Consider the following 23,158-nt stretch of genomic DNA (forward strand, 5'->3'; position numbering starts at 1 on the left):
GGGCGGGGCGCCGAGAGGCCGGTACGCCGCGCCCTGGTGGTCGCGGGCCGTCCCGGATCACGACACCGTCACGGCCGGGCCACGCTTCATGTCCGATTCATCACGGTGTAACACCCCGGAGGTCATCGTCACGGGGCGGAAACACCGCCTGCCTTCACCGGAAACTGCCCTCCGCGAGCCTGGTGCGCATCCTGACCCACCCCGCTACTCCCGCACGGGTCGTTACACGAGGGGACGTTCACCTTGTCAGCAGCAGATATCGGCTTCATTCTGATCTGTGCCGCCATGGTCATGCTCATGACTCCCGGCCTGGCCCTCTTCTACGGCGGCATGATCCGCGTCAAGAGCGCCCTCAACATGCTGATGATGGTCTTCATCGCCATGGGCATCTCCAGCGTGCTGTGGGTGCTGTACGGCTTCAGCATCGCCTTCGGTGACAGCTTCAACGGCGAGGGCGGGGGGATCATCGGCAACTTCGACTTCCTCGGCTTCAAGGACATCCTCGGCCTGGAGGGATCGGCCGACATCCTGACCTTCGCCGTCTTCCAGCTGATGTTCGCCGTGCTGACCCCCGCCCTGATCGCGGGCGCCCTCGCCGAGCGCGTGAAGTTCAGCGCCTGGGCCGTCTTCGTGACGCTGTGGGTCACCCTGGTGTACTTCCCCGTGGCCCACTGGGTCTGGGGAGACGGCGGCTGGATCGCCAACCTCGAGCTCGACGGGCGTGAGGTCATCGACTTCGCCGGCGGCACCGCCGTTCACATCAACGCCGGCATCGCCGCTCTCGCGGTCGTCCTCGTCATCGGCAAGCGCGTCGGGTTCAAGAAGGACTCCTCGATGCGGCCGCACAACCTGCCCATGGTGCTGCTCGGCGCCTCCCTGCTCTGGTTCGGCTGGTTCGGCTTCAACGCCGGTTCCGAAGGGGCCGCCAACGGCACCGCAGCCCTGATGGCGCTCAACACCATGGTCGCGACCGGTACCGCGGTCCTCGGCTGGCTGATCTACGAGCGCATCCGCTACGGCGCCTACACCACGCTGGGCGCGGCGTCCGGCGCCATCGGCGGGCTCGTCGCCATCACGCCCTCCGGAGCCAACGTCAACCCCATGGGCGCGATGGCCATCGGACTCGCTGCCGGCGCCGTCTGCGCCTGGGCCGTGGGCCTGAAGTTCAAGCTCGGCTTCGACGACTCGCTCGATGTCGTGGGCGTCCACCTCGTCGGCGGCATCATCGGCACCCTGATGGTCGGCTTCCTCGCCATCGACGGGGCCGCCGGTATCGCCCAGTTCGCGCTCCAGGCCGGCGCCGCGGCGGCCGTCCTCGCCTACTCCTTCGTCGTCTCCCTGCTCCTCGCCCTCCTCCTCAAGCACACCATGGGCTTCCGCGCCGACGAGGAGGCGGAGGCAGGCGGCCTCGACCAGGCCTACCACGCCGAATCCGGCTACGACTTCAGCCAGGTCGGCGGCGGCACCGGCCACGGGTCCGCCGCGCCCGCCGCAGCCCCCGCCCCCGCCCCCGCCGACGACAAGAAGGTCGACGCATGAGGCTCATCACCGCCGTCATCAAGCCCCACCGCCTCGACGAGGTGAAGGCAGCACTCCAGGCGTTCGGCGTCCACGGCATGACCGTCACGGAGGCCAGCGGCTACGGCCGCCAGCGGGGCCACACCGAGGTCTACCGCGGTGCCGAGTACACCGTCGACCTCGTCCCCAAGGCCCGCCTGGAGGTCCTCGTCGAGGACGAGGACTCCGAGCAGCTGATCGAGGTCATCGTCAAGTCGGCCCGCACCGGGAAGATCGGCGACGGGAAGGTGTGGAGCGTGCCCGTGGAGACCGCTGTCCGCGTCCGCACCGGCGACCGCGGACCGGACGCACTCTGACACCCTCCCCGCCGCGACCGCGGTGGGCGCACCGAGAAGGGAACCGCAGATGACGCCCGAGACCACCGGAACAACGGCTGTCCCGGCGCCCGACGCGGGGCCCAGCGGGAACTACGCGGCGTCCCGCCTGCTCCTCCTCACCCGGGGAGAGCAGGCCGGGGCGCCGCGCCGCGCCGAGCTGGCCCGGCTCACCGACGCCTGGCTCGCCGACCTGCACGCCGCGGCCGCCCCCCGTGCCGACGGTGCCGTCACCGCGCTGGTCGCCGTCGGAGGGTACGGGCGCGGAGAACTCTCGCCCCGCAGCGACCTCGACCTGCTGCTCCTGCACGAGGGCACGCCCTCCGCCGGCCTCGCAACCCTCGCCGACCGGCTCTGGTACCCCGTCTGGGACCTCGGGATCGCCCTGGACCACTCCGTTCGGGACATCACCACGACCCGCGAGACGGCACGCGACGACCTCAAGGTCCGCATGGGGCTCCTGGACGCACGACATGTCGCAGGCGACGCGCGGCTCACCGAACGGCTCCGCACGGCGCAACTCGCCGACTGGCGCTCGGAGGCCCCCGCCCGCCTCCCGGAACTGCAGCAACTGGCTGCCGAACGCACCCGCCGCTACGGTGAACTGCCCCACCTCCTCGAGCCCGACCTGAAGGAGGCACGGGGCGGCCTGCGGGACGTCACCGCGTTGCGTGCCGTCGCCGCCTCGTGGGTCGCCGACGCCCCCCGTGCGGGCCTGGCGGAGGCGCAGGCGGCCCTGCTCGACGTGCGCGACGCCCTGCACCTCACCACCGGCCGGTCCACCGACCGCCTCGCCCAGGAGGACCAGCCGCAGGTCGCCGACGCGCTCGGCCTGCTGGACCCCGACGCCTTGCTGCGCCGCGTCTACGAGGCGTCCCGCGTCATCTCCTACGCGTGGGACGTCACCTGGCGTGAGGTCGCACGGGTGCTCCGCCCGCGAGGCGAAGCGGCGGCACCGGGCAACCACCGAAATGCCGACTCCGCCCGGCACCTCCGCCCCGCACGGGGCGGTCGCGGCAACGCCCCCCTCACCGACCGCAGACCGCTCGCCGACGGGGTCGTCGAGCACGAGGGAGAGGCCGCGCTGGCGCGGACGGCGCGCCCCGAACGCGATCCGGTGCTCCTGCTGCGGGCAGCGGCCGCCGCCGCTCGCAACGGACTGCCGATCGCGCTGCCGGCGCTCCGCCGCCTTGCGGAGACCGCCGCGCCGCTGCCCGTGCCCTGGCCCGCCGAGGCGCGCGAGGAGTTCGTCACGCTCCTCGGCACGGGGCCCGGCTGCCTGCCCGTCTGGGAGGCCATGACCGCGGTCGGGCTGGTCACCCGTCTGCTGCCCGACTGGGAACGCGTGCACTGCCGGCCGCAGCGCAACCCGGTCCACCGCTGGACGGTGGACCGCCACCTCATCGAGACCGCCGTGCAGGCGGCGGCTCTCGCCCGCACCGTGCACCGCCCCGACCTGCTCCTCGTCGCATCGCTGCTGCACGACATCGGCAAGGGCTGGCCGGGGGACCACAGCGTGGTCGGCGAGACCATCGCCCGGGACACGGCGCTGCGCATCGGCTTCGGGACGGAGGACACCGCGGTCATCGCCGCCCTCGTCCGCCACCATCTGCTGCTCGTCGAGACTGCCACCCGCCGGGACCTCGACGACCCGGCGACGGTCCGGGGGGTGGCCGAAGCCGTCGGCACGGTCGGCACCTTGGACCTTCTGCATGCCTTGACCACGGCCGACGCGCTCGCCACCGGCCCGGCTGCCTGGTCCCGTTGGCGCGCGTCCCTCGTGGCGGACCTCGTCGGCCGCACCCGCGCGGCGCTGGCCGGAGAGACGACGGGGGCCCCGCCGCCGGCGGCGAAAGCGCACGACGAGGCGACCGACGGCGCCGAGGGTCTGGCCCGGGAGGCGCTCCGGGGCGAAGGCCCCATCCTCGTTCTCGGTGACCCCGAGCCGGGCACGGGCCCCCGTCCGGGGGGCGTTCCGCGACACGAGGAGCCGGCGGCCGCGCCGCCTGTGACCGGCCCGCGTGCGGGGGAGGACCCCGAGCCCGTCGGAGTTGCTTTGACCGTGGCGCTTCCCGAGCGCCCCGGGGTCCTGCCGGCCGTTGCGGGCCTCCTCGTGCTGCACCGCCTGACCGTGCGGTCCGCCACGCTCCGGACAGTGACCCCGGGCTCCGCGGGCCCGGTGCTGGTGATGCGATGGCGGGTGGCTGCCGTGTACGGCGCCCTGCCCGACGAGGACAGGCTCCGGGCCGACCTCGTCCGGGTGCTGGAGGGCTCGCTGGACGTCGCGGGCCGCCTGGCAGAACGTGACGCCGCGGCACGCCCCAGGCGCCGCCGGTACCCGCTGCCGCCCGCCCCGCGCGTCGGGATCGCCGCCCGGAGCGACTCGAGCCGAGCCACGGTGCTGGAGGTACGGGCACCCGACGCACCCGGGCTCCTCCACCGGATCGGCCACGCACTGGAGGGTCGGGAGGTGCGGGTGCGCAGCGCGCACGTCGCGACCCTCGGAGCCGACGCCGTCGACTCCTTCTACCTGACCGACAGCGCCGGGCTGCCGCTCACGGCGGAGAGGAGTGCCGCCGTGGTGACCGCGGTGGAAGACGCGCTGCGGGACTGATCACCCGTCGCCCGCCTCGACCGCGCTGCGCCGCCGCCCGTGGGGCACGGCCTTCCTCGGCGCAGAGCGAGTCCCGGCAGCGTGCCCCGGCACAGTCCTGCCGCCCCATGCGCGCGCACGGGGCGTCGGCCCGCTCGCTCCCCACCCGCCACCAGGCCCGTGGGGAGGGGAGCCGCCCCGTGTCGTGGACCGCCCGGGGCGCTCCGGCTCGTGACCGCCCCACGGCGCGGGCGGATACCCTTGGTCGCGTCAGAGCCAAGCCCCCGACTTCGAGGACCCGCGACGCCGTGTTCGACACTCTTTCCGATCGTCTCAGTGCGACGTTCAAGAATCTCCGAGGCCGGGGCCGCCTGTCCGAGGCCGACATCGAGGCCACGGCCCGTGAGATCCGCATCGCTCTGCTGGAGGCGGACGTCGCGCTGCCGGTGGTGCGCGCCTTCATCAAGCAGGTCAAGGAGCGGGCTGCCGGCTCTGAGGTCTCCAAGGCTCTCAACCCGGCCCAGCAGGTCATCAAGATCGTCAACGAGGAACTCGTCGGCATCCTCGGTGGTGAGACGCGGCGCCTGCGGTTCGCCAAGAACCCGCCGACCGTGATCATGCTCGCCGGCCTCCAGGGAGCCGGTAAGACCACCCTCGCCGGCAAGCTCGCGAAGTGGCTGAGGACCCAGGGCCACAGCCCCCTTCTCGTCGCCTGCGACCTGCAGCGCCCGAACGCGGTCAACCAGCTGGGAGTCGTCGCCGAGCGTGCAGGTGTCGCGGTGTTCGCACCGGAGCCGGGCAACGGTGTCGGCGACCCGGTCGCCGTCGCCCGTGACTCCGTCGCGTTCGCCCGGGACAAGCAGTACGACGTCGTGATCGTCGACACCGCGGGCCGGCTCGGCATCGACGCCGAGCTGATGCAGCAGGCAGCCGACATCCGGGACGCGGTCAGCCCCGACGAGGTGCTGTTCGTCGTCGACGCCATGATCGGTCAGGACGCGGTCACCACCGCGGAGGCGTTCCGCGACGGCGTCGGGTTCGACGGCGTGGTTCTCTCCAAGCTCGACGGTGACGCACGGGGCGGCGCAGCCCTGTCGGTGGCGCACATCACCGGCCGGCAGATCATGTTCGCGTCCAACGGTGAGGGCCTCGACGACTTCGACGCCTTCCACCCGGACCGCATGGCCTCCCGCATCCTCGGGATGGGCGACGTCCTCAGCCTGATCGAGAAGGCCGAGCAGACCTTCAGCCAGCAGGAGGCGGAGAAGCTCGCCGAGAAGCTGTCGAAGGGCCCCAAGCAGTTCACGCTGGACGACTTCCTCGCCCAGATGGAACAGGTCCGCAAGATGGGCTCCATCTCGAAGCTCCTCGGGATGATGCCCGGCATGGGGCAGATGCGGGACCAGATCAACAACCTCGACGAGCGCGATGTCGACCGCACCGCGGCGATCATCAAGTCGATGACGCCCGCCGAGCGCGAGGACCCCAAGATCATCAACGGGTCGCGCCGTGCCCGGATCGCCCGCGGCTCGGGCGTGGACGTGAGCGCCGTGAAGAACCTGGTCGAGCGGTTCTTCGAGGCGCGCAAGATGATGTCCAAGATGGCGCAGGGCGGCGGCATGCCCGGGATGCCGGGCATGCCGGGGATGCCGGGCATGGGGGGTGGCGCCGGAAAGAAGCGCGGCAAGCAGCCCCCGAAGAAGGCCAAGGGCAAGCGACGCAGCGGTAACCCCATGAAGCGCCAGGCCGACGAGCAGGCCGCCGCCGAGCGCAAGGCCGGCAGTGGCTCGTTCGGTCTCCCCGGCGCGGGGCAGGACGCCGGTGACTTCGAGCTGCCCAGGGAGTTCCGGGACATGCTGCCGCCGGAGAAGTAGGCGGCCACAGGGATGCACGCGGGCCCGGGGACGCAGCCCGGGCCCGCCGCAGGCGGTGCGCGTCAGGCGGTCCTCCGGCGCGCGGACGGAACGCCCACGCTGAGTCGGTACAGTCGCCGCACCCCGGGGTCGACCCGTCCGAGCAGCTCGTCCCCGTCGAGCAAGGGCTCTACCTCGGGGCGAGAGGGCCCGTGCGCGCCCCGCCCCGACCTGCCCGGGGCGTCGGCCCGCACGGGCCGTCCGCCTCTCGGGCCCCTGTGCGGCCGGTCCTCAGACCTCCGCCACGATGTACGGCAAGGGGTGGGGTAGCCAGACGGCCCCGTCCGAGCGCACGTGGGGACGCACCGCCTCCACGAGCTCCTTCACCACCTGGTCGGCGCCCGCCGTGGCGATGGCCGTGTCGAACGCCCCCGAGGCCAGCAGGCCCCGCAGCGCTCCTTCCACGCCCGGGTAGCCGAACGGGCAGTCGACGATCGCCACGCGCGGACTCCTCAACCCCGCCGCGAGAACGGTGGTGAGTAGTCTCCGCGCCGCCACCGCGTCGTGTCCACGGACTTCCCCGGCGGGCGGCACCGCACCGGCCGGGTCCGGCTCCGGTGGGGCCCCGGCGGAGCGTCCGGTCAGCCGGGCCGTGATGGTGGCCGCGAAAGACCCGGGGTCGCCCGCCCCCGCCACGACCACCCGGCTCCCCGGAGCGGCCAACGCGCTCGCGCGACGGAGCACCTCCGGGTCGGAGGCCCCACCGAAGGCGGTCACCAGAGTGAACGGCGCGAGTCCCTCCTCCGGCACCATGCCGGGCACCAGGTGCGCGGGCCAGCGGCGGCCCCCCTGCTCCGGTGCCGGGAGCAAGCGCTGGCGCGCCATCCCCAACAGATCGGTGTCGGTGTCGGTACCGGTGACCTCCGCTCCCAGCGCCGCCGCGCGGAGCAGCGCCAGGCCGGAGCCGCACCCCAGCCCCAGCAGCCGGGTTCCGGCACCGACGCCGACATCCCGGTAGACCGCGTCGTAGAGCGGAACGAACATCCGCTCCTGGATCTCCGCCCAGTCCCGAGCGCGGGCGGTCGGGGTGGTGCCACGTCGACCGACGTGGCGGGAGTCGTGATGAGTCAGCGTGTGTGTCAAGACCGAGCCCCAATCGACGGGTGTGCGGCGGCCGTCGGCCGATGAAGGTCCCCCTGGTCCTGTATGACAGAAAACTCCGCCCCGCTCCTGTCGTCCAGAGACCACCGGGGCCGGTAACCGGTCCTCCCGAACCCCCGCCGCACCGCCGAAAAGAGCCCCATGCGGCGGACGCCGGCGTGGGGCGGGTGGCAGCCTCGCGGACCACCCACCGAGCTGCGGCTCCTGGCCGGGCCCGCGGCGGGGGAGGAGCCCGCTGCGCCGGTGACCTGGGCGCGGAGGCCTGTTGCTCCGATCTCCGGCAGTGGCCTGTGCTCCGTCCCCGGTCCGGAAGATCGTCGTCATCGGGGCGCTGCCGTGCCGGTGCCCGTCGGCTCGGCCGAACGAGTGAGCCGCCGCGCAGCAGCGGGCCGCACGGGGCGGGCCGGGGCGGTCCCGGCGGCGCCGCGCGCGGGCGAGCAGCCGGGCCCCGTGCTGTGTCCTGGCGCCGCTCGACCGTCTGGTCTGCGGGGTGGCGCATCAGCCGGTCACCGACACGGCCCGCGCTCCGACGCCCGGCCCGCCGCCGAGTACGCGCGGATTCGGAGAGTTGGCCGGGAATCGGAACACCTTGGTGGACTTGCTCGTTAGTCCCGACGTGAGCACGACACCACCAGTTCTCGCCGCCGAGTTGGCGCTCGCGTGGGCCGATATTCAGCGGTACCACCCCGAGCTCCCCAACCTGGCTGCGCCCGAATCCCTGATCGGGGAGTCATCGTCCGCCTGCGGATCGGAGCTCTCCTTCGAACGCCTTCTGCACGAGGCCGTGCACGGAATCGCCGCTGCGCGCGGCGTACGGGACACCTCGCGCGCCGGCCGCTACCACAACCGACGTTTCCTGTCCGTCGCCGAGGAACTCGGCCTGACCCATGCCCATGAACCACATCCGAGCAGCGGTTTCTCCGTCGTCGCCATGACATCGGAGACCCGACGCCGCTACCGCACCACCGCGGAGCGGCTGCAGCGCGCCCTCACCGCTCACTCGGCCGCGACCTCAGGTGAGACGACCCGCAGTTTCCGGGGGCCGGCCGCCCGCCACGGTTCTTCCGGCGGTGGCGTGAGAGTCAAGGCCGTCTGCGACTGCGGGCGCAACGTTCGCGTCGTGCCCTCGGTGCTCGCCCAGGCCCCGATCGTCTGCGGTGCCTGCGGCAAGCCCTTCCGTATCGCCGAAGCGGTCGCCACCGCAGCCTGAGAGCCGCTGCCGCCCGTTCGTCTCCGCCCATCCCGCTCCGCGCCCCCACGCCGCGCGGGCCGACGGCCTCACGGCCCCGCCTGCCGGTGCTCCAGCCCGCCGGCAGGCCCCGGAGAGCAGCACGCTCGCTTGCCGCAGGACTCCGATCCTTCCGCGATCCCAGGGCTACGTTCGTGGACGATCGCGGCCCTGTCCCGGCGTTCCTTCTCGCCTGCCACCCGAGGTCGGCCGGCCCCGCTCCGTCCGCCCGGGCCGGCCGGGTCGCCCGCCGCCGCCCCGCGTCGATCCGCCCGGACCCGGGCCGGGGTGGAACAACCCGGTGGGGCCCCTCGCGTGCGGGTCGTCCGCCCGCACGAGGCGCCCGAAGGGTGTGGCAGAATGGCCAGCTGAACTCGCCGGTCGAGTAGGAACCCTCTCGCCTCCCTCCGGCGCGTCCTCGGGTGGGCCTCGCCCGCAACCCCACGCGGACCGACGGCGCACCCACCTCAATCACACAGGAGACACCACAGCTGTGGCAGTCAAGATCAAGCTGAAGCGCCTGGGCAAGATCCGGTCGCCTCACTACCGCATCATCGTCGCCGACTCCCGCACCCGCCGTGACGGCCGTGCGATCGAGGAGATCGGTCTGTACCACCCGGTGCAGAACCCCTCCCGCATCGAGGTCGACAGCGAGCGCGCCCAGTACTGGCTGGGAGTCGGCGCGCAGCCGACCGAGCCCGTCCTGGCCATCCTGAAGGTCACCGGCGACTGGCAGAAGTTCAAGGGCCTGCCCGCGCCGGAGCCGATGAAGGTCGCCGAGCCGAAGTCCGAGCAGGGCTACGCGTTCGAGGCCGCCGGTTCGGACGAGCCCAAGGGTGAGGCCATCACCCAGAAGGCGAAGAAGTCGGACAAGAAGGCCGACGAGGCCGCAGCCGAGCCGGCTGAGGCCTGAGGATGCTCGAGGAGGCCCTCGAGCACCTGGTGAAGGGCATCGTCGAACACCCCGACGAGGTCCAGGTCGCCTCACGCAACCAGCGTCGTGGACAGGTGCTGGAGGTCCGGGTTCACCCGGATGACCTCGGCAAGGTGATCGGCCGCAACGGTCGCACCGCCCGTTCGCTGCGGACGGTCGTGGGCGCGCTCGGCGGTCGCGGCATCCGCGTCGACCTGGTCGATGTGGACGAGGTCCGCTGACATCTCGCGTACCGGCACGACCGCGGGACCGATCGGAACGCGGCACGGGCCGGGGACGGCGCACCGCCGTCCCCGGCCCGTGCCGCGTTCCGATCGGTCCCGCGGTCGTGCCGGTGACCGCCGCGGCCGGGGGCCGGGGCGGTGGCGGCGTGGCCGCCTGTCGCCCCGCACGGGGCGCGCCACGTGCGTCAAGAAAGGAACCACCGCAGTGCAGCTAGTCGTCGCCCGTATCGGACGGGCCCACGGGATCAAGGGCGACCTGACCGTGGAGGTCCGCACCGACGAACCCGAACTGCGTCTGGGCCCCGGTGCGGTGCTGATGACCGACCCTCCGGAGCGGGGCCCGCTCACGATCGAGACGGGCCGCGTGCACAGCGGGCGGCTGTTGCTCCACTTCGAAGGCGTGAACGATCGGACCGCGGCGGAGGAACTGAGGAACACGCTCCTCATCGCGGAGATCGACCCCGAGGAGCGGCCGGACGATCCGGAGGAGTTCTACGACCACCAGCTCGTCGACCTGGACGTGGTCACCGCGGACGGGGTGGCGGTGGGCCGGGTGACGGAGGTCGCGCACCTCCCCTCGCAGGACCTGCTGGTGGTCGAACGCCCTGACGGCAGCGAGGTCATGATCCCGTTCGTCAGCGAGTTCGTCCCGGAGGTCGACCTCGAGGGGCAGCGGGCCGTGATCACACCGCCCCCCGGGCTTCTGGACGCCGACGCGGCCGAGGAGGCGTGACCTCATGCGGGTCGACGTCATCACGATCTTTCCCGAGTACCTGACACCGCTGGACGTGTCCCTCGTGGGCAAGGCCCGCCGCCGAGGCTTGCTCGACGTGAGGGTGCACGACCTTCGGGAGTGGACGCACGACCGCCACCGCACCGTGGACGACACCCCGTACGGCGGCGGCCCGGGCATGGTGATGAAGCCCGAGCCCTGGGGCGAGGCGTTGGACGAGGTCACCGGCGGGTTCGGAGCGGAGGAGCCGGCGCCCGGCCCTGAGGCGGCCGGAACGCCGGCGCCGGTCGGCGCACCCCGCCCCGTGCTCGTGGTGCCCACCCCCAGCGGGACGCCGTTCACCCAGCGCATCGCGGCAGAGCTGGCCGAGGAGGAGTGGCTGGTGTTCACTCCCGCCCGCTACGAGGGTATCGACCGCCGGGTCATCGATGCCTACGCCCGGCGCATGGAGGTGCGGGAGCTCTCCGTGGGCGACTACGTGCTGGCCGGCGGAGAGGCGCCGGTCCTGGTCATGGTGGAGGCGGTCGCGCGGCTGCTGCCCGGGGTGCTCGGCAACGCCGAGTCCCACCGGGACGACTCCTTCGCTGACGGAGCCATGGCGTCCCTGCTGGAGGGGCCGGTGTACACCAAGCCGCTCGAGTGGCGTGGTCACGAGGTCCCGGAGGTACTGCTCAGCGGTCACCACGGCAGAATCTCCCGGTGGCGCAGGGACGAGGCGCTGCGTCGCACCGCCCGCAACCGCCCCGAGCTGCTCCGCGTGGTGGACGTGGAGACGACGGACCGCGCCGACCGCGCCACGCTCGCGGAGCTGGGCTGGGTGCCGCGGGCCGACGGGCGATTTGGGTCAACCGAAGACGACGTGGAAGAATGAGCCGTTGGCCGCCCGCCGGCGTGTGACCCTGCCACAGGGGGAACGACACCGCGGCGACGGCCAGGGGCACCCACAGGGCGCCCCGCATCGTCCGTCACGACTTCCCGCCGCTGACCTGTGGCACCGGCGAAGAGAGCAGCAGAGCATGAACCTTCTGGACAGCGTCGACTCCGCATCGCTGCGCAGCGACATCCCGCCGTTCCGTCCGGGTGACACCGTCAACGTCCACGTGCGGGTCATCGAGGGCAGCCGCTCCCGTGTGCAGCAGTTCAAGGGCGTTGTCATCCGCCGCCAGGGCTCCGGCGTCCGCGAGACCTTCACGGTCCGCAAGGTCAGCTTCGGCGTCGGCGTGGAGCGGACCTTCCCGGTCCACACCCCGGTGGTCGAGAAGATCGAGCTCGTGACCCGCGGTGATGTGCGCCGCGCCAAGCTGTACTACCTCCGTGAGCTGCGCGGCAAGGCCGCCAAGATCAAGGAGAAGCGCGACAACTGAGCGCCGTTCGCCTGAGCGGTGCGGTTACGATCTCGACGTGACCGACTCCGACGCAGCGCCCCAGGAGCGCGACCCCTCTCCCTCCCCAGTGGAGGCCGACGAGAGGCGGTCGCGCTCCTGGCGTCTCTGGGGGTCCTGCCTGCTCGCACTCGTGCTGGGCTTCGCGCTCACCAGCGCGTTCGTGATGCAGGCGTTCCTGATCCCCAGCGGATCCATGGAGAACACCCTCCACGTGGGGGACCGGGTCGTGGTCAACAAGCTCGCTTATCGCTTTGGCGACATTGAGCGGGGCGATATCGTGGTGTTCGACGGAACGGGTTCGTTCGTGCACGGTACGTCCGAGCCCGGTCCGGTCGTCCGTGCCGCCCGCTCGGTCGGTGCGTACCTGGGCCTGGCCTCGTCCGGGGACACCGACTACATCAAGCGGGTGATCGGGATCGGCGGGGATCGAGTCGTCTGCTGCGACGACGCCGGGCGGCTCACGGTGAACGGCGAGCCGGTCCACGAGCCGTACCTCCACCCGGGGGACGAGCCCTCGGGCGTCGGGTTCGACGTCGAGGTCCCCTCCGGCAGACTGTGGGTGCTGGGTGACCACAGGTCCGATTCCAGCGATTCCCGGGACCACCTCGGCTCGCCCGGTGGCGGGATGGTGCCGGAGGAGAGGGTGATCGGCCGGGCGGAGGCGGTCGTGTGGCCGCCGTCGCGCACCGGGGGGTTGCGGCAGGCCGATGGGTAGCCGGGGCCGCCCGCGCGGCACACCGCCGGCACGCGTCCCGTCGGAACCGGGCACCGGCGTGCTGCCGCCCAACCGGCTCGGCGGCGGGCGGGCCGCCCGCAGGCGTGTCGCCCGCCGCATCCGGCGACGGCGGAGGCTGCGCGCCACGCGCGAGATACCCATGCTGGTGGGCATAGCCCTCGGGATAGCCCTGCTGATCAAGACCTTCCTCGTGCAGGCCTTCGTCATCCCCTCCGGTTCCATGGAGCCGACCATCCAGGTCGATGACCGTGTCCTGGTCAACAAGTTCACGCCGTGGTTCGGGTGGGAGCCGGACCGGGGCGACGTGGTGGTGTTCAAGGACCCCGGCGGGTGGTTGGAGACCGAGAGCGGCCCGCCGCGTGCCGCCGACCCGCCGGTGGTGGGCGAGCTCAAGACCGCCCTCAGCTGGATCGGGTTGCTGCCGAAGGAGGACGAGGACCTCATCAAGCGCGTGGTCGGGATCGGCGGGGACTCGGTCGTCTGCTGCGACGAGGCGGGCAGCGTCACCGTGAACGGCGTGCCCGTGGAGGAGCCCTACGTGCACGCCGGGAACGAGCCGTCGACCATCCCCTTCGACGTGACGGTGCCTCAGGACCACGTCTTCGTCATGGGTGACCACCGGTCGAACTCGGCTGATTCACGCTTCCACCTCGACGGTCCGGCCGGCGGATCGGTGCCGGTGGATCTGGTGGTCGGGAGGGCAGGCGTCATCGCCTGGCCGTATGCTCACTGGGGTCGTCTCGGCGGCTCGGGGGTGTTCGACACGGTGCCCGAGCCGTAGGCGGTCGCCGCACGGTGCCACCGCGCGGGGCGCCGTACACCCGAGGCCGAAAGAAAAGCCGGAACTCCCGACCCCTGCGGAACTCCCGCTCGTTATGGGAGTGAACCTGTGAGCCTGTTCCGTCCCTCGGGCAGGTCGCCGAGCGTTGAGGAGTCGATGTGGGGGATGTGGCAGTCGGAGCACGGTCCGGGGGTCCCGACGGGCCGGATCGCCGTCCGTCGTCGGGTAGCCCCGAGGCGGACGAGGCGGGCGCCGACCACGGGGGACGTGGCCCGGACCCCGACGGTGCGACCCCGCGCGGGGCCGGCGACGAGAGCGGTGACATGGACGGTCGGACACCTGGACCGGCGGAACCCGGCGAGGGCGAGGACGGCGGCCGCGAGGGACGCGGGCGGACGAAGAACCGTTCGTTCTGGAAGGAACTGCCGATCCTCATCGGCGTCGCGCTGGTACTCGCGCTGCTGATCAAGACGTTCCTACTGCAGGCGTTCTCCATCCCGTCGGACTCGATGCAGAACACGCTGCAGCGAGGCGACCGGGTGCTCGTCGACAAGCTGACCCCCTGGTTCGGCGCCACGCCCGACCGGGGAGAGGTCATCGTCTTCCGCGACCCGGGCGGCTGGCTGCCGCCCCCGGTCGACGAGGGCGGCTTCTGGCCCACGGTGCAGGAGGGGTTGAGCCAGATCGGCCTCATGCCCTCCGCCGAGGACCAGAACCTCATCAAGCGAGTGATCGCGGTCGGCGGCGACACGGTGGAGTGCCAGGAAGGCGGCCCCGTCACCGTCAACGGTGTGGCGGTGCAGGAGATGGACTTCATCTTCCCCGGCAACTCGGCGTGCGACGACCGGCCGTTCGGGCCGATCGACATCCCGGAGGGCCGGCTGTGGGTCATGGGCGACCACCGTCAGGATTCCCAGGACTCGCGTTTCCACATGAACGGCCCCGGGGGCGGGACGGTCTCCGAGGACAGCGTCGTGGGCCGTGCGATCGTCGTGGCCTGGCCGATCAACCGCTGGTCCGTGCTGTCGGTACCGGAGGGCTACTCTTCGCTGGACAACGCGATGGCGGTGGCGGTCCCGGGTGCCCTCGGGGTGGCGGGTGCCGTTCCCCTGGTGCTGCTCCGGCGCCACCTGGTCAATCGGCCGCAGCGCTGACCGACGACTCGTCGACGGCCCGCCGCGGTGGCGGGGCCGTCGACGCCCCGTTCCTCACGAGCGGCGCCCCGTGCGAGGCCTCTCCCCGCGGGGCCATCGCCGGAGAGGGCGCGACGTGCCGACCAACCGGGCCGGGCACCGGGAGCCGTCACCGGGGCGGTGGGAGGCGCCGGGAGCGCCGTACCGTCACCGCTGGGTAGGGTCACGGTTCGAAGGTCGGGAAGACGGAGGACGTCATGAGCGCAGCACGTCGCGGACGAGGGCGCCTCGGGCGCCTGTTCGCCAACCTCATCGTCGCTGTGGGCTGCGTGCTCTTCCTGGGCGGGTTCGTCATGGCAGCCTTCCTGTACCAGCCCTACCTCGTCCCCACCGACTCCATGGCGCCGACCGTCTCGGCCGACGACCGGGTGGTGGCGCAGCGGATCGACGGCCACGAGGTGCGGCGCGGGGACATCGTGGTCTTCCGTGACTCCGCATGGAGCGAGCTTCCGATGGTGAAGCGCGTCGTCGGCGTGGGCGGTGACCACGTCACGTGCTGCGACGAGCGGGGCCTGCTGCAGATCAACGACGTGTCGGTGCCGGAGCCGTACCGTGCGGAGGGCGGCCCTGCCTCCCGGCACGATTTCGACGCCCGGGTGCCCGAGGGCGAGCTCTTCCTGCTCGGGGACGAGCGGCTCGACTCGGTGGACTCGCGTTCGCTGCTGGCCGACGGCGGGACCGGGACCGTGAGCCAGGACGCCGTGGTGGCACGAGTGGAGGCGGTGGCGTGGCCGCCCGGGAGGGCGGGCCTGGTCTCCCGGCCGGCTGTTTTCGGCGAGCTGCCCGGTGGGGTCTCCGAGCCGGGGCCGCTCCGCCTGCTGGTCACGTCGACCGTCGTGGGAGCCGTTCTGATCCTCGTGGGCTCGACGACCGGCGCGATCACCGCGCGTGTCGCCCGCCGGAAGGCGTAACGTTCACTCTGGCGGTAGGGGTGACGCTGGGTGACCGTGTGTGACATCGTGCGCACCTCCTCCGCCGTCAAGCACAATGTGTGGACGGAACGGCTGAAGGGATCACGCGATGAGCGCCGAGGATCTCGAGAAGTACGAGACCGAGATGGAGCTGAAGCTCTACCGGGAGTATCGGGATGTGGTCGGACTCTTCACCTACGTGATCGAGACGGACCGGCGCTTCTATCTCACCAATGACTATGAGATGCAGGTCCACTCGGTGCAGGGTGAGGTGTTCTTCGAGGTCTCGATGGCGGACGCCTGGGTGTGGGACATGTACCGGCCGGCTCGCTTCGTCAAGCAGGTCCGCGTGTTGACGTTCAAGGACGTGAACATTGAGGAGCTCAACCGGAGCGAGCTCGATCTCACCCAGGACTCCGGCTTCGGCTCGTCCGGGGAGCCGAGCGGCTGAGCCCGCTCGCTGCCACCGGCGCCGTGGGGGAGGCAGGTCATCCCTGCTGGCGCCCGTCACCCGCAGGGGTGACGGAGTTTTCCACAGGCAGCTGGTTTTCCACCAAGATCAACACGGGGCGTGGGCCCGCTGTCATTGTCCGGACATGTTCGCACCACGAAACCCGTGCAGCCGATGGCTGCTCCCCGCGATTGCCCTTGCCGCTGCCGCGCTGGCGTGCGCCGTCGGTCTCCCGCTCGGTGAGGCCACCGCCCGAGCCGAGGGTGGGACGAGCGGCTCCGATGCGGCTGCGCCCTCTTCCGCGAAGGGCGGCCCGCGTGCCGACCGCCTACGTGACCACCCGCCGACTGTGGCCCCCGTCCCGGAGCCGCCGCCCACCCGGCGCAGGGTCGGCGGGACCGACGAGCTGAGCGAGTCCCCTCCGGCCGGCGCGGGCCCGGGGCCCGTACCGGGCAGCGACGCTGTGCTTACCTCCCCGCTTCCTTCTCCGGTGCCGCCGTCGGAGGAACCGCCCGCAACGGGGCCCGGCGGTGCCGTCCCACCCACCCCACCGGGCTCGGGCTCCGACGACGCCTCCGCCGCTGCCGCCGCACGTCCGTGGACCCCCGGGGCGGGCGGCGACTGGCCGCTGTCCCCGCCGCCCGCACTGCTCCGGCTGTGGGAGCCTCCGGCCGCACCGTGGGCGCCGGGCCACCGAGGGGTGGATCTCGCCGCGCGACCGGGGCACGCCGTCCGCGCGGCGGTGCACGGCCGGATCTCCTTCGCGGGGCCGGTCGCCGGCCGCCCCGTGCTGGTCATCGCGGTGGCCGGGACCACCTTGCGGCTGACACACGAACCCGTCGTCGCGACGGTCGCCGTCGGCGCCACTGTCCGGCGAGGCGACATCGTCGGTGTGGTGGCCGAGGGCCCGTTCCACTGTGCCGAAGGATGCGTCCACTGGGGTCTCCTGGACGGCAGCACCTACCTGGACCCGCTGTCGCTGCTCCGCCGTGGGCCCTCACGCCTGCTTCCGGTACTCGACGTGCCGCTTCCCTCGCCCTCCGGTGTCGAAGCGCTCCCCCAGCCGGTACCCGACGCGGCCCCCGCTGCTGTGCGGAGTTCCGGACCCGCGCGCCGCGCGGCCCCGGCGCGCCGCACCGCTGCTGCCGCGACGCAGAGAGGTACCCGGCCGGGGAGCGGCCCAGGACCGTCGCGGTGGACGGCACCGCCCATGAGCCGGCGAACGAAACGACCCCCCGGGGCGTCGCCGCGGGCGGGAAGACGAGCGAACCCCCGAACGCGGGCTCTCCACCGTCGCACGGATCGAGGCGCCGCCGCGACCGACCGTGGTGCCGACTCGAAACCCGGCCCGGGCCCCGCCGAGGACGTGTGGAGCGGCGGGGCGGTGCGGCGCGACCCGCGCGTGACCGCCGGTCGAGGCAGGGTGGGGCGCCGCCCTCCGCCGGTGAGGGCAGGTCAGGAGAGGTGAATCACCCTCCGGCAGCCGGCGTCCTCCCCGGCGCGGAACGGGGTGAGATCAGGGCAGCGACCCCGCGGCGCCCCGCAGCGCGAGTGAGACGGCGTTCTCCGCGACGAGAGCCCGTTCCTCCACGCCGAGCGCTGCGCGCCGCACGGCTGCGTCGACCACCCCCTGCAGCAACACGGCGGAGAGTCTCGGGTCGGGGTGACCCAGCTCTGCCAGGACTGTCACCACCAGGTCGACGAGGGAACCGTGGGCGGCACGGATCTGCTCGCGAGCCCCGGTGTCCAGTTCGGCCGCCGCTATCGCCACCACCGCCTGGTGGCGCGCGTCCCCCGCGAGTGCGAGTTGTGCCCGGACGTACGCCTCCAGCTGCGCCCGGGGGGTGGTGGCCGCCCGCACCGCCTCCTCCACCTCCGCCGCCCAGCGCGGGAAATCTGCGGCGCACAGCGCCTCGACCACCGCGCCCCGTGAACGGAAGTACTCGTACACCGACGACCGGGCCAGCCCGGTGCGCTCCGCGAGCGCGGGGAACGTCAGCGCTTTGGTCCCGCCCGAGGACAGGAGGTCGCGGGCAGCAGCCAGCAGTGCCTCGCGCTGCTGGCGACGATGCTCGGCCACAGAGGCCGCAGTGATCCTCGGCACGGGCCCAGCCTAGAGCCATCGGGCACGGCACAGCACCGTCCGGGACCACTTCGGCCGGTGGGCACGGGGGAGGGCGCCGGGCGCGCGAGCCCCGGGGAGCGGCGCCGTACGGGGCCGATCGCGCGTTCGGCACGGGCGAGTGTGCTCGGCGCGGCGGCGCCCGGGGCTGGGCGCAGGCCGGCCGAAGGTGCCGGGACCGGAGTGCCATCCGGCGTACGCCGCGTGGAGTCCGGCCGTGACGGGCCCCTGGCTCGGCCGGCAGACGTGTCCGCTGGGCCGTCGCGCGGGTCAGCGCCGGACGTCGCTGAGCTTGGCGCGCAACTGAAGCACCGACTTGCTGTGGATCTGGCTGACGCGGCTCTCGGTGACCCCCAGGACCTGGCCGATCTCGGCGAGCGTCAGCCCTTCGTAGTAGTAGAGGGTGACGACGGTCTTCTCCCGTTGGGGGAGTGTGTTGATCGCCCGTGCCAGCAGCCGGCGGAGTTCACGGTCCTCGGCGACCTCGACCGGATCGTCGGCCGACCGGTCCTCCAAGGTGTCCATCAAGCTGAGGTCGCCCTCGCCGCCCACGTGCAGCATCTCTTCCAGCGCCACAGTGTTGGCGAGGGACAGCTGCCCGAACAGCGCGTGAAGCTCCTCGACCGGAATACCCATCTCCTGCGCCACCTCCCCCTCCGAGGGGGTCCGGTGCAGCTCGGCCTCCAGCGCCGCATGGGCACGTTCGAACGCCCGAGCCTTCTGGCGCACCGAGCGAGGAATCCAGTCCAGTGCCCGCAGCTCGTCGATCATCGCCCCGCGGATCCGGGTGATCGCGTAGGTCTCGAACTTGATCGAGCGGCCGGGGTCGAACTTCTCGATCGCGTCGATCAGTCCGAAGATCCCCGAGGACACGAAGTCGGCCTGCTCGACGTTGGGCGGCAGCCCCACGCTCACCCTGCCGGCGACGTACTTGACCAACGGCGAGTAGTGAAGGATCAGCTGCTCCCTGAGCCGTTCGCCTCCGGTCGCCTTGTAGCGGTGCCACAGCTCCTCGAGCGTCGTGGGCGGACGGTGGGGCACGGTCCTCTCCGGCGCGGCCGCGTCCGGAGCTTCCGGAACCGGCGCGGGGGGTCCGGGGGTGCGCTGTGGCATGCGTCGTCTGCAACCGTTCTACGGTGGTCTGTGCGAATGGTGCCGGTTCGAGCGGAACCTCGGTGAGCGTAGCGTGACATCAGCGCCGCGCTGCGCATATAGCCCCGGGACGCCCATGCGCAGATACGTTCCGCCCACCGCACCGTGGTGTGACGCCATCACTCGCGCCCGGGGCGCATCGACGGCGCGTCGGACCGCACGCCCCGTCGCAGCGCCCATGACTCACCGTCCCGTTCGACGTAGCCGAAGGCGCACAGCTCCAATAGGGCCGCATGCGTCGCGGCGACGCCGCAGCAGGCGTCGGCGGCGATCTGCGCGACCGGCGCCGAACCGCGGGGCGGCACCGCCCCCAGGACGCGCCCCGCCGGTTCGGCCAGGAGATCACGCGGATCGGAACGCCCGGCGACATCCGCCAGCTCGCCCATCGCCCCCACCAGTTCGATCACCTCCTCGGCGCGCGACACCAGGTGGGCCCCGCCGCGCAACAGTTGGTGGACCCCGTCGGACTGCGCCGACAGCACCGAACCCGGGACGCCCATCACGTGCCTGCCCAGCGCCGAAGCGCGCCGTGCTGTTGCCAGCGCCCCGCTGCGTGGGGCCGCCTCCACCACGACCGTGCCGCGGGTCAGCGCGGCCAGGAGCCTGTTCCGCTGCAGGAACCGGTGGCGGGTCGGATGACCGCCGGGAGGCAGTTCACTCACCACCAGCCCCTGCGACCGGATCCGCTCCAACAGGCCGGCGTGGCCCGCCGGGTAACCGGTGTCCACCCCCGACGCCAGGACGGCAACGGTCCGGCCTTCGCCACGCAGCGCCCCTTGGTGGGCGGCGCCGTCGATGCCGTACGCCGCGCCCGACGCGACGGTCCAGCCCCGGGTGGCAAGACATCTGGCGAGGTCGGTGGCCACCCACGATCCGTAATCGGTGCAGGCGCGGGCACCCACCACGGCCACCGAGCGCAGTGCGAGCAGGCGCAGCGAAGCGGTGCCCCGGACCCACAAGCCGATCGGGGCGGCAGTGCCCAGGTCGGCCAGCTGAGTGGGCCACTCGCCGTCGCCCGGGCAGATGAACCGTGCGCCGCACGCTGCGGCCCGGGCGAGCGAGGCGTCAGGGTTCGTGCGGGTGACGCGATGCCGGAACCCTTCCCACCGGCGGAGCGGCAGCGGATGTCCCGGGGTGCCCTCGCGCAACGCGCGCCAGACCTCTGCCGGGCCGCGCTCGGCCACCCAAGCCCCGACCGCGGTGTCGCCGGGCTCGGTGACGGCGGACAGCGCCACGCGGGCCATCCGCTCCTGCTCGCACGCCGGCACCCCGCCCGCACGCGGATCCCCGCTCGGTGAGGGGGCCGGGCCCTCCTGCCTCCCGTGACACTCGCCCGGCTCCCCGCCGTCCCCGTCACGACCGGGACCCTTCGCTCCGGACGCCCCGGCCGTGGCGGCCGATCGACGGCACGCCTCGTCGGGCGACGGGCGTTCGTGAGCAAGGCTGCGTCCGGGCAGGCCTCCGTCGCCCGCTGTGGCCCGCCTCACGGCAGGCTCCCGACGAGTCCCGCGCCCCGCACCACTCCCGACCGCAGGGACAGCGCGGCGTCCATGTCGGAGGCGGTCGGCCGGTCGTGGCCGGCCAGGTCCGCGACGGTCCACGCCACCCGCAGGACGCGGTCCAGACCCCGGGCTGTCAGCAGACCTCGGTCCATGTCCTGCTCGGCCCGGACCAGCGCCCCGGGCGCCGGTGGCCAGTGGGACCGCAACTCATGACCCGGAACGGCACCGTTGACCTGCCAGGGGCGGCCGGCGTAGCGCGCTGCGGCGCGCTCACGCGCCGCCACGACCCGCGCGGCCACGGTCGCCGTGCCCTCTCCCGGGCCGGCCGACAGCAACTCGGCGCGACCCACCGGCTCCACCGGTACACGCAGGTCGACGCGGTCCATCAGCGGGCCGGACAGCCGTGCCCGGTAGCGCCGCACGGTGTGGGGTGTGCACTCGCACCCGCCGGCGGCGGTGCCGTGCCTCCCACAGGGGCACGGGTTCGCCGCCATGACGAGCAGCAGCCGCGCGGGAAGCCGCACGACCCCGGCCGACCTGGCGATGACGACCTGACCCGACTCCAGGGGCTGACGCATCGCGTCCAGAACGCGTCCACTCATCTCTGCCGCCTCGTCGAGGAAGAGGACTCCGTGATGGGCGAGCGAAACCGCCCCCGGTCGGGGCAGGCCGGAGCCACCGCCGACCAGCGCCGCCATGGAGGCGGAGTGGTGCGGCGCGCAGTAGGGCGGCCGGTCCAGCAGGGGGCGGCCCTCCGGGAGGGTGCCGCTCACCGAGTGCACCGCCGTCACCTCCAGCGCCTCCTGCCGTGTCAGTGGGGGAAGCAGCCCCGGGAGCCGTTCGGCGAGCATGGTTTTGCCCGCGCCCGGGGTCCCCTTCAGGAAGAGGTGGTGCCGCCCGGCCGCGGCGATTTCCAGCGCGCGTCTCGCGGTGCGCTGCCCGGCGACCTCGGAGAGGTCGGGCCGGTGCTCGGAGCCCGCGCCGGTCGTACAGAGCCCTGCGGCTGCGCCCGGCGGCAGCACCGACGAGACGTCCGGACCCTCGCACGCGGGTTCCTCGGGCACCTCGGCTCCCGTCAGCACAGCCACCAGCTGGCGGAGGCTGCGTACCCCGAGGACCGAGACCCCGGGGACGAGCGACGCCTCGGTGGCATTGGCCTCGGCCACCACCACACGCCGGCACCCCGCCTCCACCGCGGCGAGCACCGCGGGCAGCACCCCGTGGACCGGCCGGACCCGGCCGTCCAGCCCGAGCTCGCCGACGAGGACCAGCTCCGCCACCGTGGTGGGTTCGACCTGCTCGGCGGCGGCCAGCACCGCGCAGGCCACGGCGAGGTCGAAACCCGACCCGGCCTTGGGCAGCGCGGCAGGGCTGAGCGCTACGGTGAGCTTCTTCTGCGGCCAGGGCACCCCCGAATTGACCACGGCGGACCGCACGCGGTCGCGCGCCTCGCTGAGCGACTTGTCGACCAGCCCCACCAGCGTGAAGGCGGCGACGCCCGGTTCGAGGTCCGCCTGGACCTCGACCACGACCCCCTCGACCCCGGTGACGGCCACGGAGCAGGTGCGAGCGAAGGTCATCAGCCCACCCCTCGCGCGTGTTCCACCACGGCCGAACCGCGGCGTGGCAGCAGCACGCCGACGAGGTCGATGCGCACGCCGCCGCCGGGCGGCGCGCCGTACCGGGGCAGCCATCTCGCCGCCAGCCACTCCTCCGCCAGCAGCCGCAGCCGGACCAGCTGCCGCGGGCCCAGGCCCGCCATCGGGTGCTGCGGGCCTCCGGCGGTCCTGGTCTTGACCTCGCACACGACCACCGTCACCGATGACGAGGGCGCCTCGGCCCGCGGCCCTGTCCCTGACTCGCGTGCCACGATGTCGATCTCTCCCGCCCGGCACCGCCAGTTGCGATCGATCACCGTCATGCCGCTCTCGCCCAACAGGCGTGCCGCGACCTGTTCCCCGTACCGTCCCACTGCCCGTCGTCGGTTCATCGAGCCTCACCTCCGCGGCACACGGTGGACCACGGAACGGCCCGCTCGCGGCGGGCTGTGGACAACCGGGCCGCTGTGGACAACTCGGCCACCCCCAAGAGTGGCGGGCGCGGTTTCGTTGACGCGGCCCGGTGGCCCGCAGGGCCGCCGGGGCCCCGCGGCGGTGGCACCGGCAGCGAGATGCGACGCGCGCTCCCGTGCCCCACCTGGAGCGGGCAGAGCGGAGCGCCGCAGGGGGCGTGCGCCCCCGCGCGCCACCGAGCGTCCGCGTGTCTCCGACGGCCGGCGGGCCCGGCCGCCGCCCCCGGGGGGGGGGG

The 23,158-nt window shown here is 73.0% G+C and carries 22 protein-coding genes; 16 read left to right on the forward strand and 6 right to left on the reverse strand.

The window, feature by feature from the left end; all coding sequences use genetic code 11:
• The first annotated feature begins 243 nt into the window (after window positions 1–243).
• The 4 genes from HCN56_RS02865 to ffh all read left to right on the forward strand — a co-directional run bounded on the left by HCN56_RS02865 (window position 244) and on the right by ffh (window position 6,359).
• Window positions 244–1,539: an ammonium transporter gene (locus HCN56_RS02865; protein WP_167967842.1), complete on the forward strand. Its 1,296-nt coding sequence runs from the start codon at window positions 244–246 to the stop codon at window positions 1,537–1,539.
• The gene (locus HCN56_RS02870; protein WP_167967843.1) at window positions 1,536–1,874 is read left to right on the forward strand and encodes a P-II family nitrogen regulator; all 339 of its coding nucleotides are present in this window, start codon (window positions 1,536–1,538) and stop codon (window positions 1,872–1,874) included. The genes HCN56_RS02865 and HCN56_RS02870 overlap by 4 nt, the downstream gene beginning before the upstream one ends.
• Window positions 1,875–1,923: 49 nt before the next feature.
• On the forward strand, window positions 1,924–4,506 hold the full coding sequence (locus HCN56_RS02875; protein WP_167967844.1) for a [protein-PII] uridylyltransferase: 2,583 nt from the start codon (window positions 1,924–1,926) through the stop codon (window positions 4,504–4,506).
• 287 nt (window positions 4,507–4,793) lie between these two features.
• Complete coding sequence (gene ffh, locus HCN56_RS02880; protein WP_167967845.1) at window positions 4,794–6,359, forward strand: signal recognition particle protein; 1,566 nt, start codon at window positions 4,794–4,796, stop codon at window positions 6,357–6,359.
• A gap of 270 nt (window positions 6,360–6,629) precedes the next feature.
• Here ffh and HCN56_RS02885 read toward each other — a convergent pair whose 3' ends face one another.
• On the reverse strand, window positions 6,630–7,481 hold the full coding sequence (locus HCN56_RS02885) for an SAM-dependent methyltransferase (protein ID WP_245245849.1): 852 nt from the start codon (window positions 7,479–7,481) through the stop codon (window positions 6,630–6,632).
• A 586-nt stretch (window positions 7,482–8,067) separates the two neighbouring features.
• Here HCN56_RS02885 and HCN56_RS02890 point away from each other — a divergent pair.
• The 12 genes from HCN56_RS02890 (at window position 8,068) to HCN56_RS02945 (ending at window position 17,543) form a co-directional block, all read left to right on the forward strand.
• Window positions 8,068–8,709: a hypothetical protein gene (locus HCN56_RS02890; RefSeq protein WP_167967875.1), complete on the forward strand. Its 642-nt coding sequence runs from the start codon at window positions 8,068–8,070 to the stop codon at window positions 8,707–8,709.
• Window positions 8,710–9,220: 511 nt separating this feature from the next.
• The gene (gene rpsP, locus HCN56_RS02895) at window positions 9,221–9,640 is read left to right on the forward strand and encodes a 30S ribosomal protein S16 (RefSeq protein ID WP_167967846.1); all 420 of its coding nucleotides are present in this window, start codon (window positions 9,221–9,223) and stop codon (window positions 9,638–9,640) included.
• A gap of 2 nt (window positions 9,641–9,642) precedes the next feature.
• Window positions 9,643–9,882: an RNA-binding protein gene (locus tag HCN56_RS02900; RefSeq protein ID WP_130796141.1), complete on the forward strand. Its 240-nt coding sequence runs from the start codon at window positions 9,643–9,645 to the stop codon at window positions 9,880–9,882.
• A 208-nt stretch (window positions 9,883–10,090) separates the two neighbouring features.
• Complete coding sequence (gene rimM, locus HCN56_RS02905; RefSeq protein WP_167967847.1) at window positions 10,091–10,618, forward strand: ribosome maturation factor RimM; 528 nt, start codon at window positions 10,091–10,093, stop codon at window positions 10,616–10,618.
• Window positions 10,619–10,622: 4 nt separating this feature from the next.
• Window positions 10,623–11,489, forward strand: coding sequence for a tRNA (guanosine(37)-N1)-methyltransferase TrmD (trmD, locus tag HCN56_RS02910; protein ID WP_167967856.1), 867 nt, complete (start codon window positions 10,623–10,625; stop codon window positions 11,487–11,489).
• Between the two features lie 145 nt (window positions 11,490–11,634).
• On the forward strand, window positions 11,635–11,982 hold the full coding sequence (rplS, locus tag HCN56_RS02915; protein ID WP_167967858.1) for a 50S ribosomal protein L19: 348 nt from the start codon (window positions 11,635–11,637) through the stop codon (window positions 11,980–11,982).
• Window positions 11,983–12,019: 37 nt separating this feature from the next.
• A complete protein-coding gene (gene lepB / locus HCN56_RS02920) occupies window positions 12,020–12,718 on the forward strand; it encodes a signal peptidase I (protein ID WP_376770828.1) in 699 nt (232 codons plus the stop codon).
• A gap of 160 nt (window positions 12,719–12,878) precedes the next feature.
• On the forward strand, window positions 12,879–13,520 hold the full coding sequence (lepB, locus tag HCN56_RS26070) for a signal peptidase I (protein WP_245245850.1): 642 nt from the start codon (window positions 12,879–12,881) through the stop codon (window positions 13,518–13,520).
• Between the two features lie 167 nt (window positions 13,521–13,687).
• Complete coding sequence (lepB, locus tag HCN56_RS02930) at window positions 13,688–14,674, forward strand: signal peptidase I (protein WP_167967860.1); 987 nt, start codon at window positions 13,688–13,690, stop codon at window positions 14,672–14,674.
• Between the two features lie 236 nt (window positions 14,675–14,910).
• Window positions 14,911–15,624: a signal peptidase I gene (lepB, locus tag HCN56_RS02935; RefSeq protein ID WP_167967862.1), complete on the forward strand. Its 714-nt coding sequence runs from the start codon at window positions 14,911–14,913 to the stop codon at window positions 15,622–15,624.
• 109 nt (window positions 15,625–15,733) lie between these two features.
• Window positions 15,734–16,075 carry a DUF2469 domain-containing protein gene (locus HCN56_RS02940; protein ID WP_167967864.1) on the forward strand — a complete coding sequence of 114 codons (342 nt, stop codon included), beginning with the start codon at window positions 15,734–15,736 and terminating at the stop codon, window positions 16,073–16,075.
• A 145-nt stretch (window positions 16,076–16,220) separates the two neighbouring features.
• On the forward strand, window positions 16,221–17,543 hold the full coding sequence (locus tag HCN56_RS02945; RefSeq protein WP_167967866.1) for a peptidoglycan DD-metalloendopeptidase family protein: 1,323 nt from the start codon (window positions 16,221–16,223) through the stop codon (window positions 17,541–17,543).
• A 48-nt stretch (window positions 17,544–17,591) separates the two neighbouring features.
• Here HCN56_RS02945 and HCN56_RS02950 read toward each other — a convergent pair whose 3' ends face one another.
• The 5 genes from HCN56_RS02950 to HCN56_RS02970 form a co-directional block, all read right to left on the reverse strand.
• Window positions 17,592–18,155, reverse strand: a complete 564-nt coding sequence (locus HCN56_RS02950) for a TetR/AcrR family transcriptional regulator (protein WP_167967876.1) — start codon at window positions 18,153–18,155, stop codon at window positions 17,592–17,594.
• A gap of 312 nt (window positions 18,156–18,467) precedes the next feature.
• The gene (whiG, locus tag HCN56_RS02955) at window positions 18,468–19,310 is read right to left on the reverse strand and encodes an RNA polymerase sigma factor WhiG (RefSeq protein ID WP_167967867.1); all 843 of its coding nucleotides are present in this window, start codon (window positions 19,308–19,310) and stop codon (window positions 18,468–18,470) included.
• A 158-nt stretch (window positions 19,311–19,468) separates the two neighbouring features.
• Complete coding sequence (gene dprA / locus HCN56_RS02960; protein ID WP_167967868.1) at window positions 19,469–20,593, reverse strand: DNA-processing protein DprA; 1,125 nt, start codon at window positions 20,591–20,593, stop codon at window positions 19,469–19,471.
• A gap of 239 nt (window positions 20,594–20,832) precedes the next feature.
• Window positions 20,833–22,431 (reverse strand): YifB family Mg chelatase-like AAA ATPase, encoded by a 1,599-nt coding sequence (locus HCN56_RS02965; RefSeq protein ID WP_167967869.1) that lies wholly within the window; start codon window positions 22,429–22,431, stop codon window positions 20,833–20,835.
• Window positions 22,431–22,841, reverse strand: a complete 411-nt coding sequence (locus HCN56_RS02970) for a YraN family protein (RefSeq protein WP_167967870.1) — start codon at window positions 22,839–22,841, stop codon at window positions 22,431–22,433. The genes HCN56_RS02965 and HCN56_RS02970 overlap by 1 nt, the downstream gene beginning before the upstream one ends.
• Between the last annotated feature and the right edge of the window lie 317 nt (window positions 22,842–23,158).

This window comes from Streptomyces lonarensis (assembly GCF_012033735.1).
Taxonomy (GTDB): Bacteria; Actinomycetota; Actinomycetes; order Streptomycetales; family Streptomycetaceae; genus Streptomyces; species Streptomyces lonarensis.

What these genes read in the sequence shown, in the direction of transcription:
- HCN56_RS02870 (WP_167967843.1), top strand. Translation starts at nt 1,536, where the DNA reads ATGAGGCTCATCACCGCCGTCATCAAGCCCCACCGCCTCGACGAGGTG.
- HCN56_RS02875 (WP_167967844.1), top strand. Translation starts at nt 1,924, where the DNA reads ATGACGCCCGAGACCACCGGAACAACGGCTGTCCCGGCGCCCGACGCG.
- HCN56_RS02900 (WP_130796141.1), top strand. Translation starts at nt 9,643, where the DNA reads ATGCTCGAGGAGGCCCTCGAGCACCTGGTGAAGGGCATCGTCGAACAC.
- trmD (WP_167967856.1), top strand. Translation starts at nt 10,623, where the DNA reads ATGCGGGTCGACGTCATCACGATCTTTCCCGAGTACCTGACACCGCTG.
- rplS (WP_167967858.1), top strand. Translation starts at nt 11,635, where the DNA reads ATGAACCTTCTGGACAGCGTCGACTCCGCATCGCTGCGCAGCGACATC.
- lepB (WP_245245850.1), top strand. Translation starts at nt 12,879, where the DNA reads ATGCTGGTGGGCATAGCCCTCGGGATAGCCCTGCTGATCAAGACCTTC.
- lepB (WP_167967862.1), top strand. Translation starts at nt 14,911, where the DNA reads ATGAGCGCAGCACGTCGCGGACGAGGGCGCCTCGGGCGCCTGTTCGCC.
- HCN56_RS02940 (WP_167967864.1), top strand. Translation starts at nt 15,734, where the DNA reads ATGAGCGCCGAGGATCTCGAGAAGTACGAGACCGAGATGGAGCTGAAG.
- HCN56_RS02945 (WP_167967866.1), top strand. Translation starts at nt 16,221, where the DNA reads ATGTTCGCACCACGAAACCCGTGCAGCCGATGGCTGCTCCCCGCGATT.
- whiG (WP_167967867.1), bottom strand. Translation starts at nt 19,310, where the DNA reads ATGCCACAGCGCACCCCCGGACCCCCCGCGCCGGTTCCGGAAGCTCCG.
- dprA (WP_167967868.1), bottom strand. Translation starts at nt 20,593, where the DNA reads ATGGCCCGCGTGGCGCTGTCCGCCGTCACCGAGCCCGGCGACACCGCG.
- HCN56_RS02965 (WP_167967869.1), bottom strand. Translation starts at nt 22,431, where the DNA reads ATGACCTTCGCTCGCACCTGCTCCGTGGCCGTCACCGGGGTCGAGGGG.
- HCN56_RS02970 (WP_167967870.1), bottom strand. Translation starts at nt 22,841, where the DNA reads ATGAACCGACGACGGGCAGTGGGACGGTACGGGGAACAGGTCGCGGCA.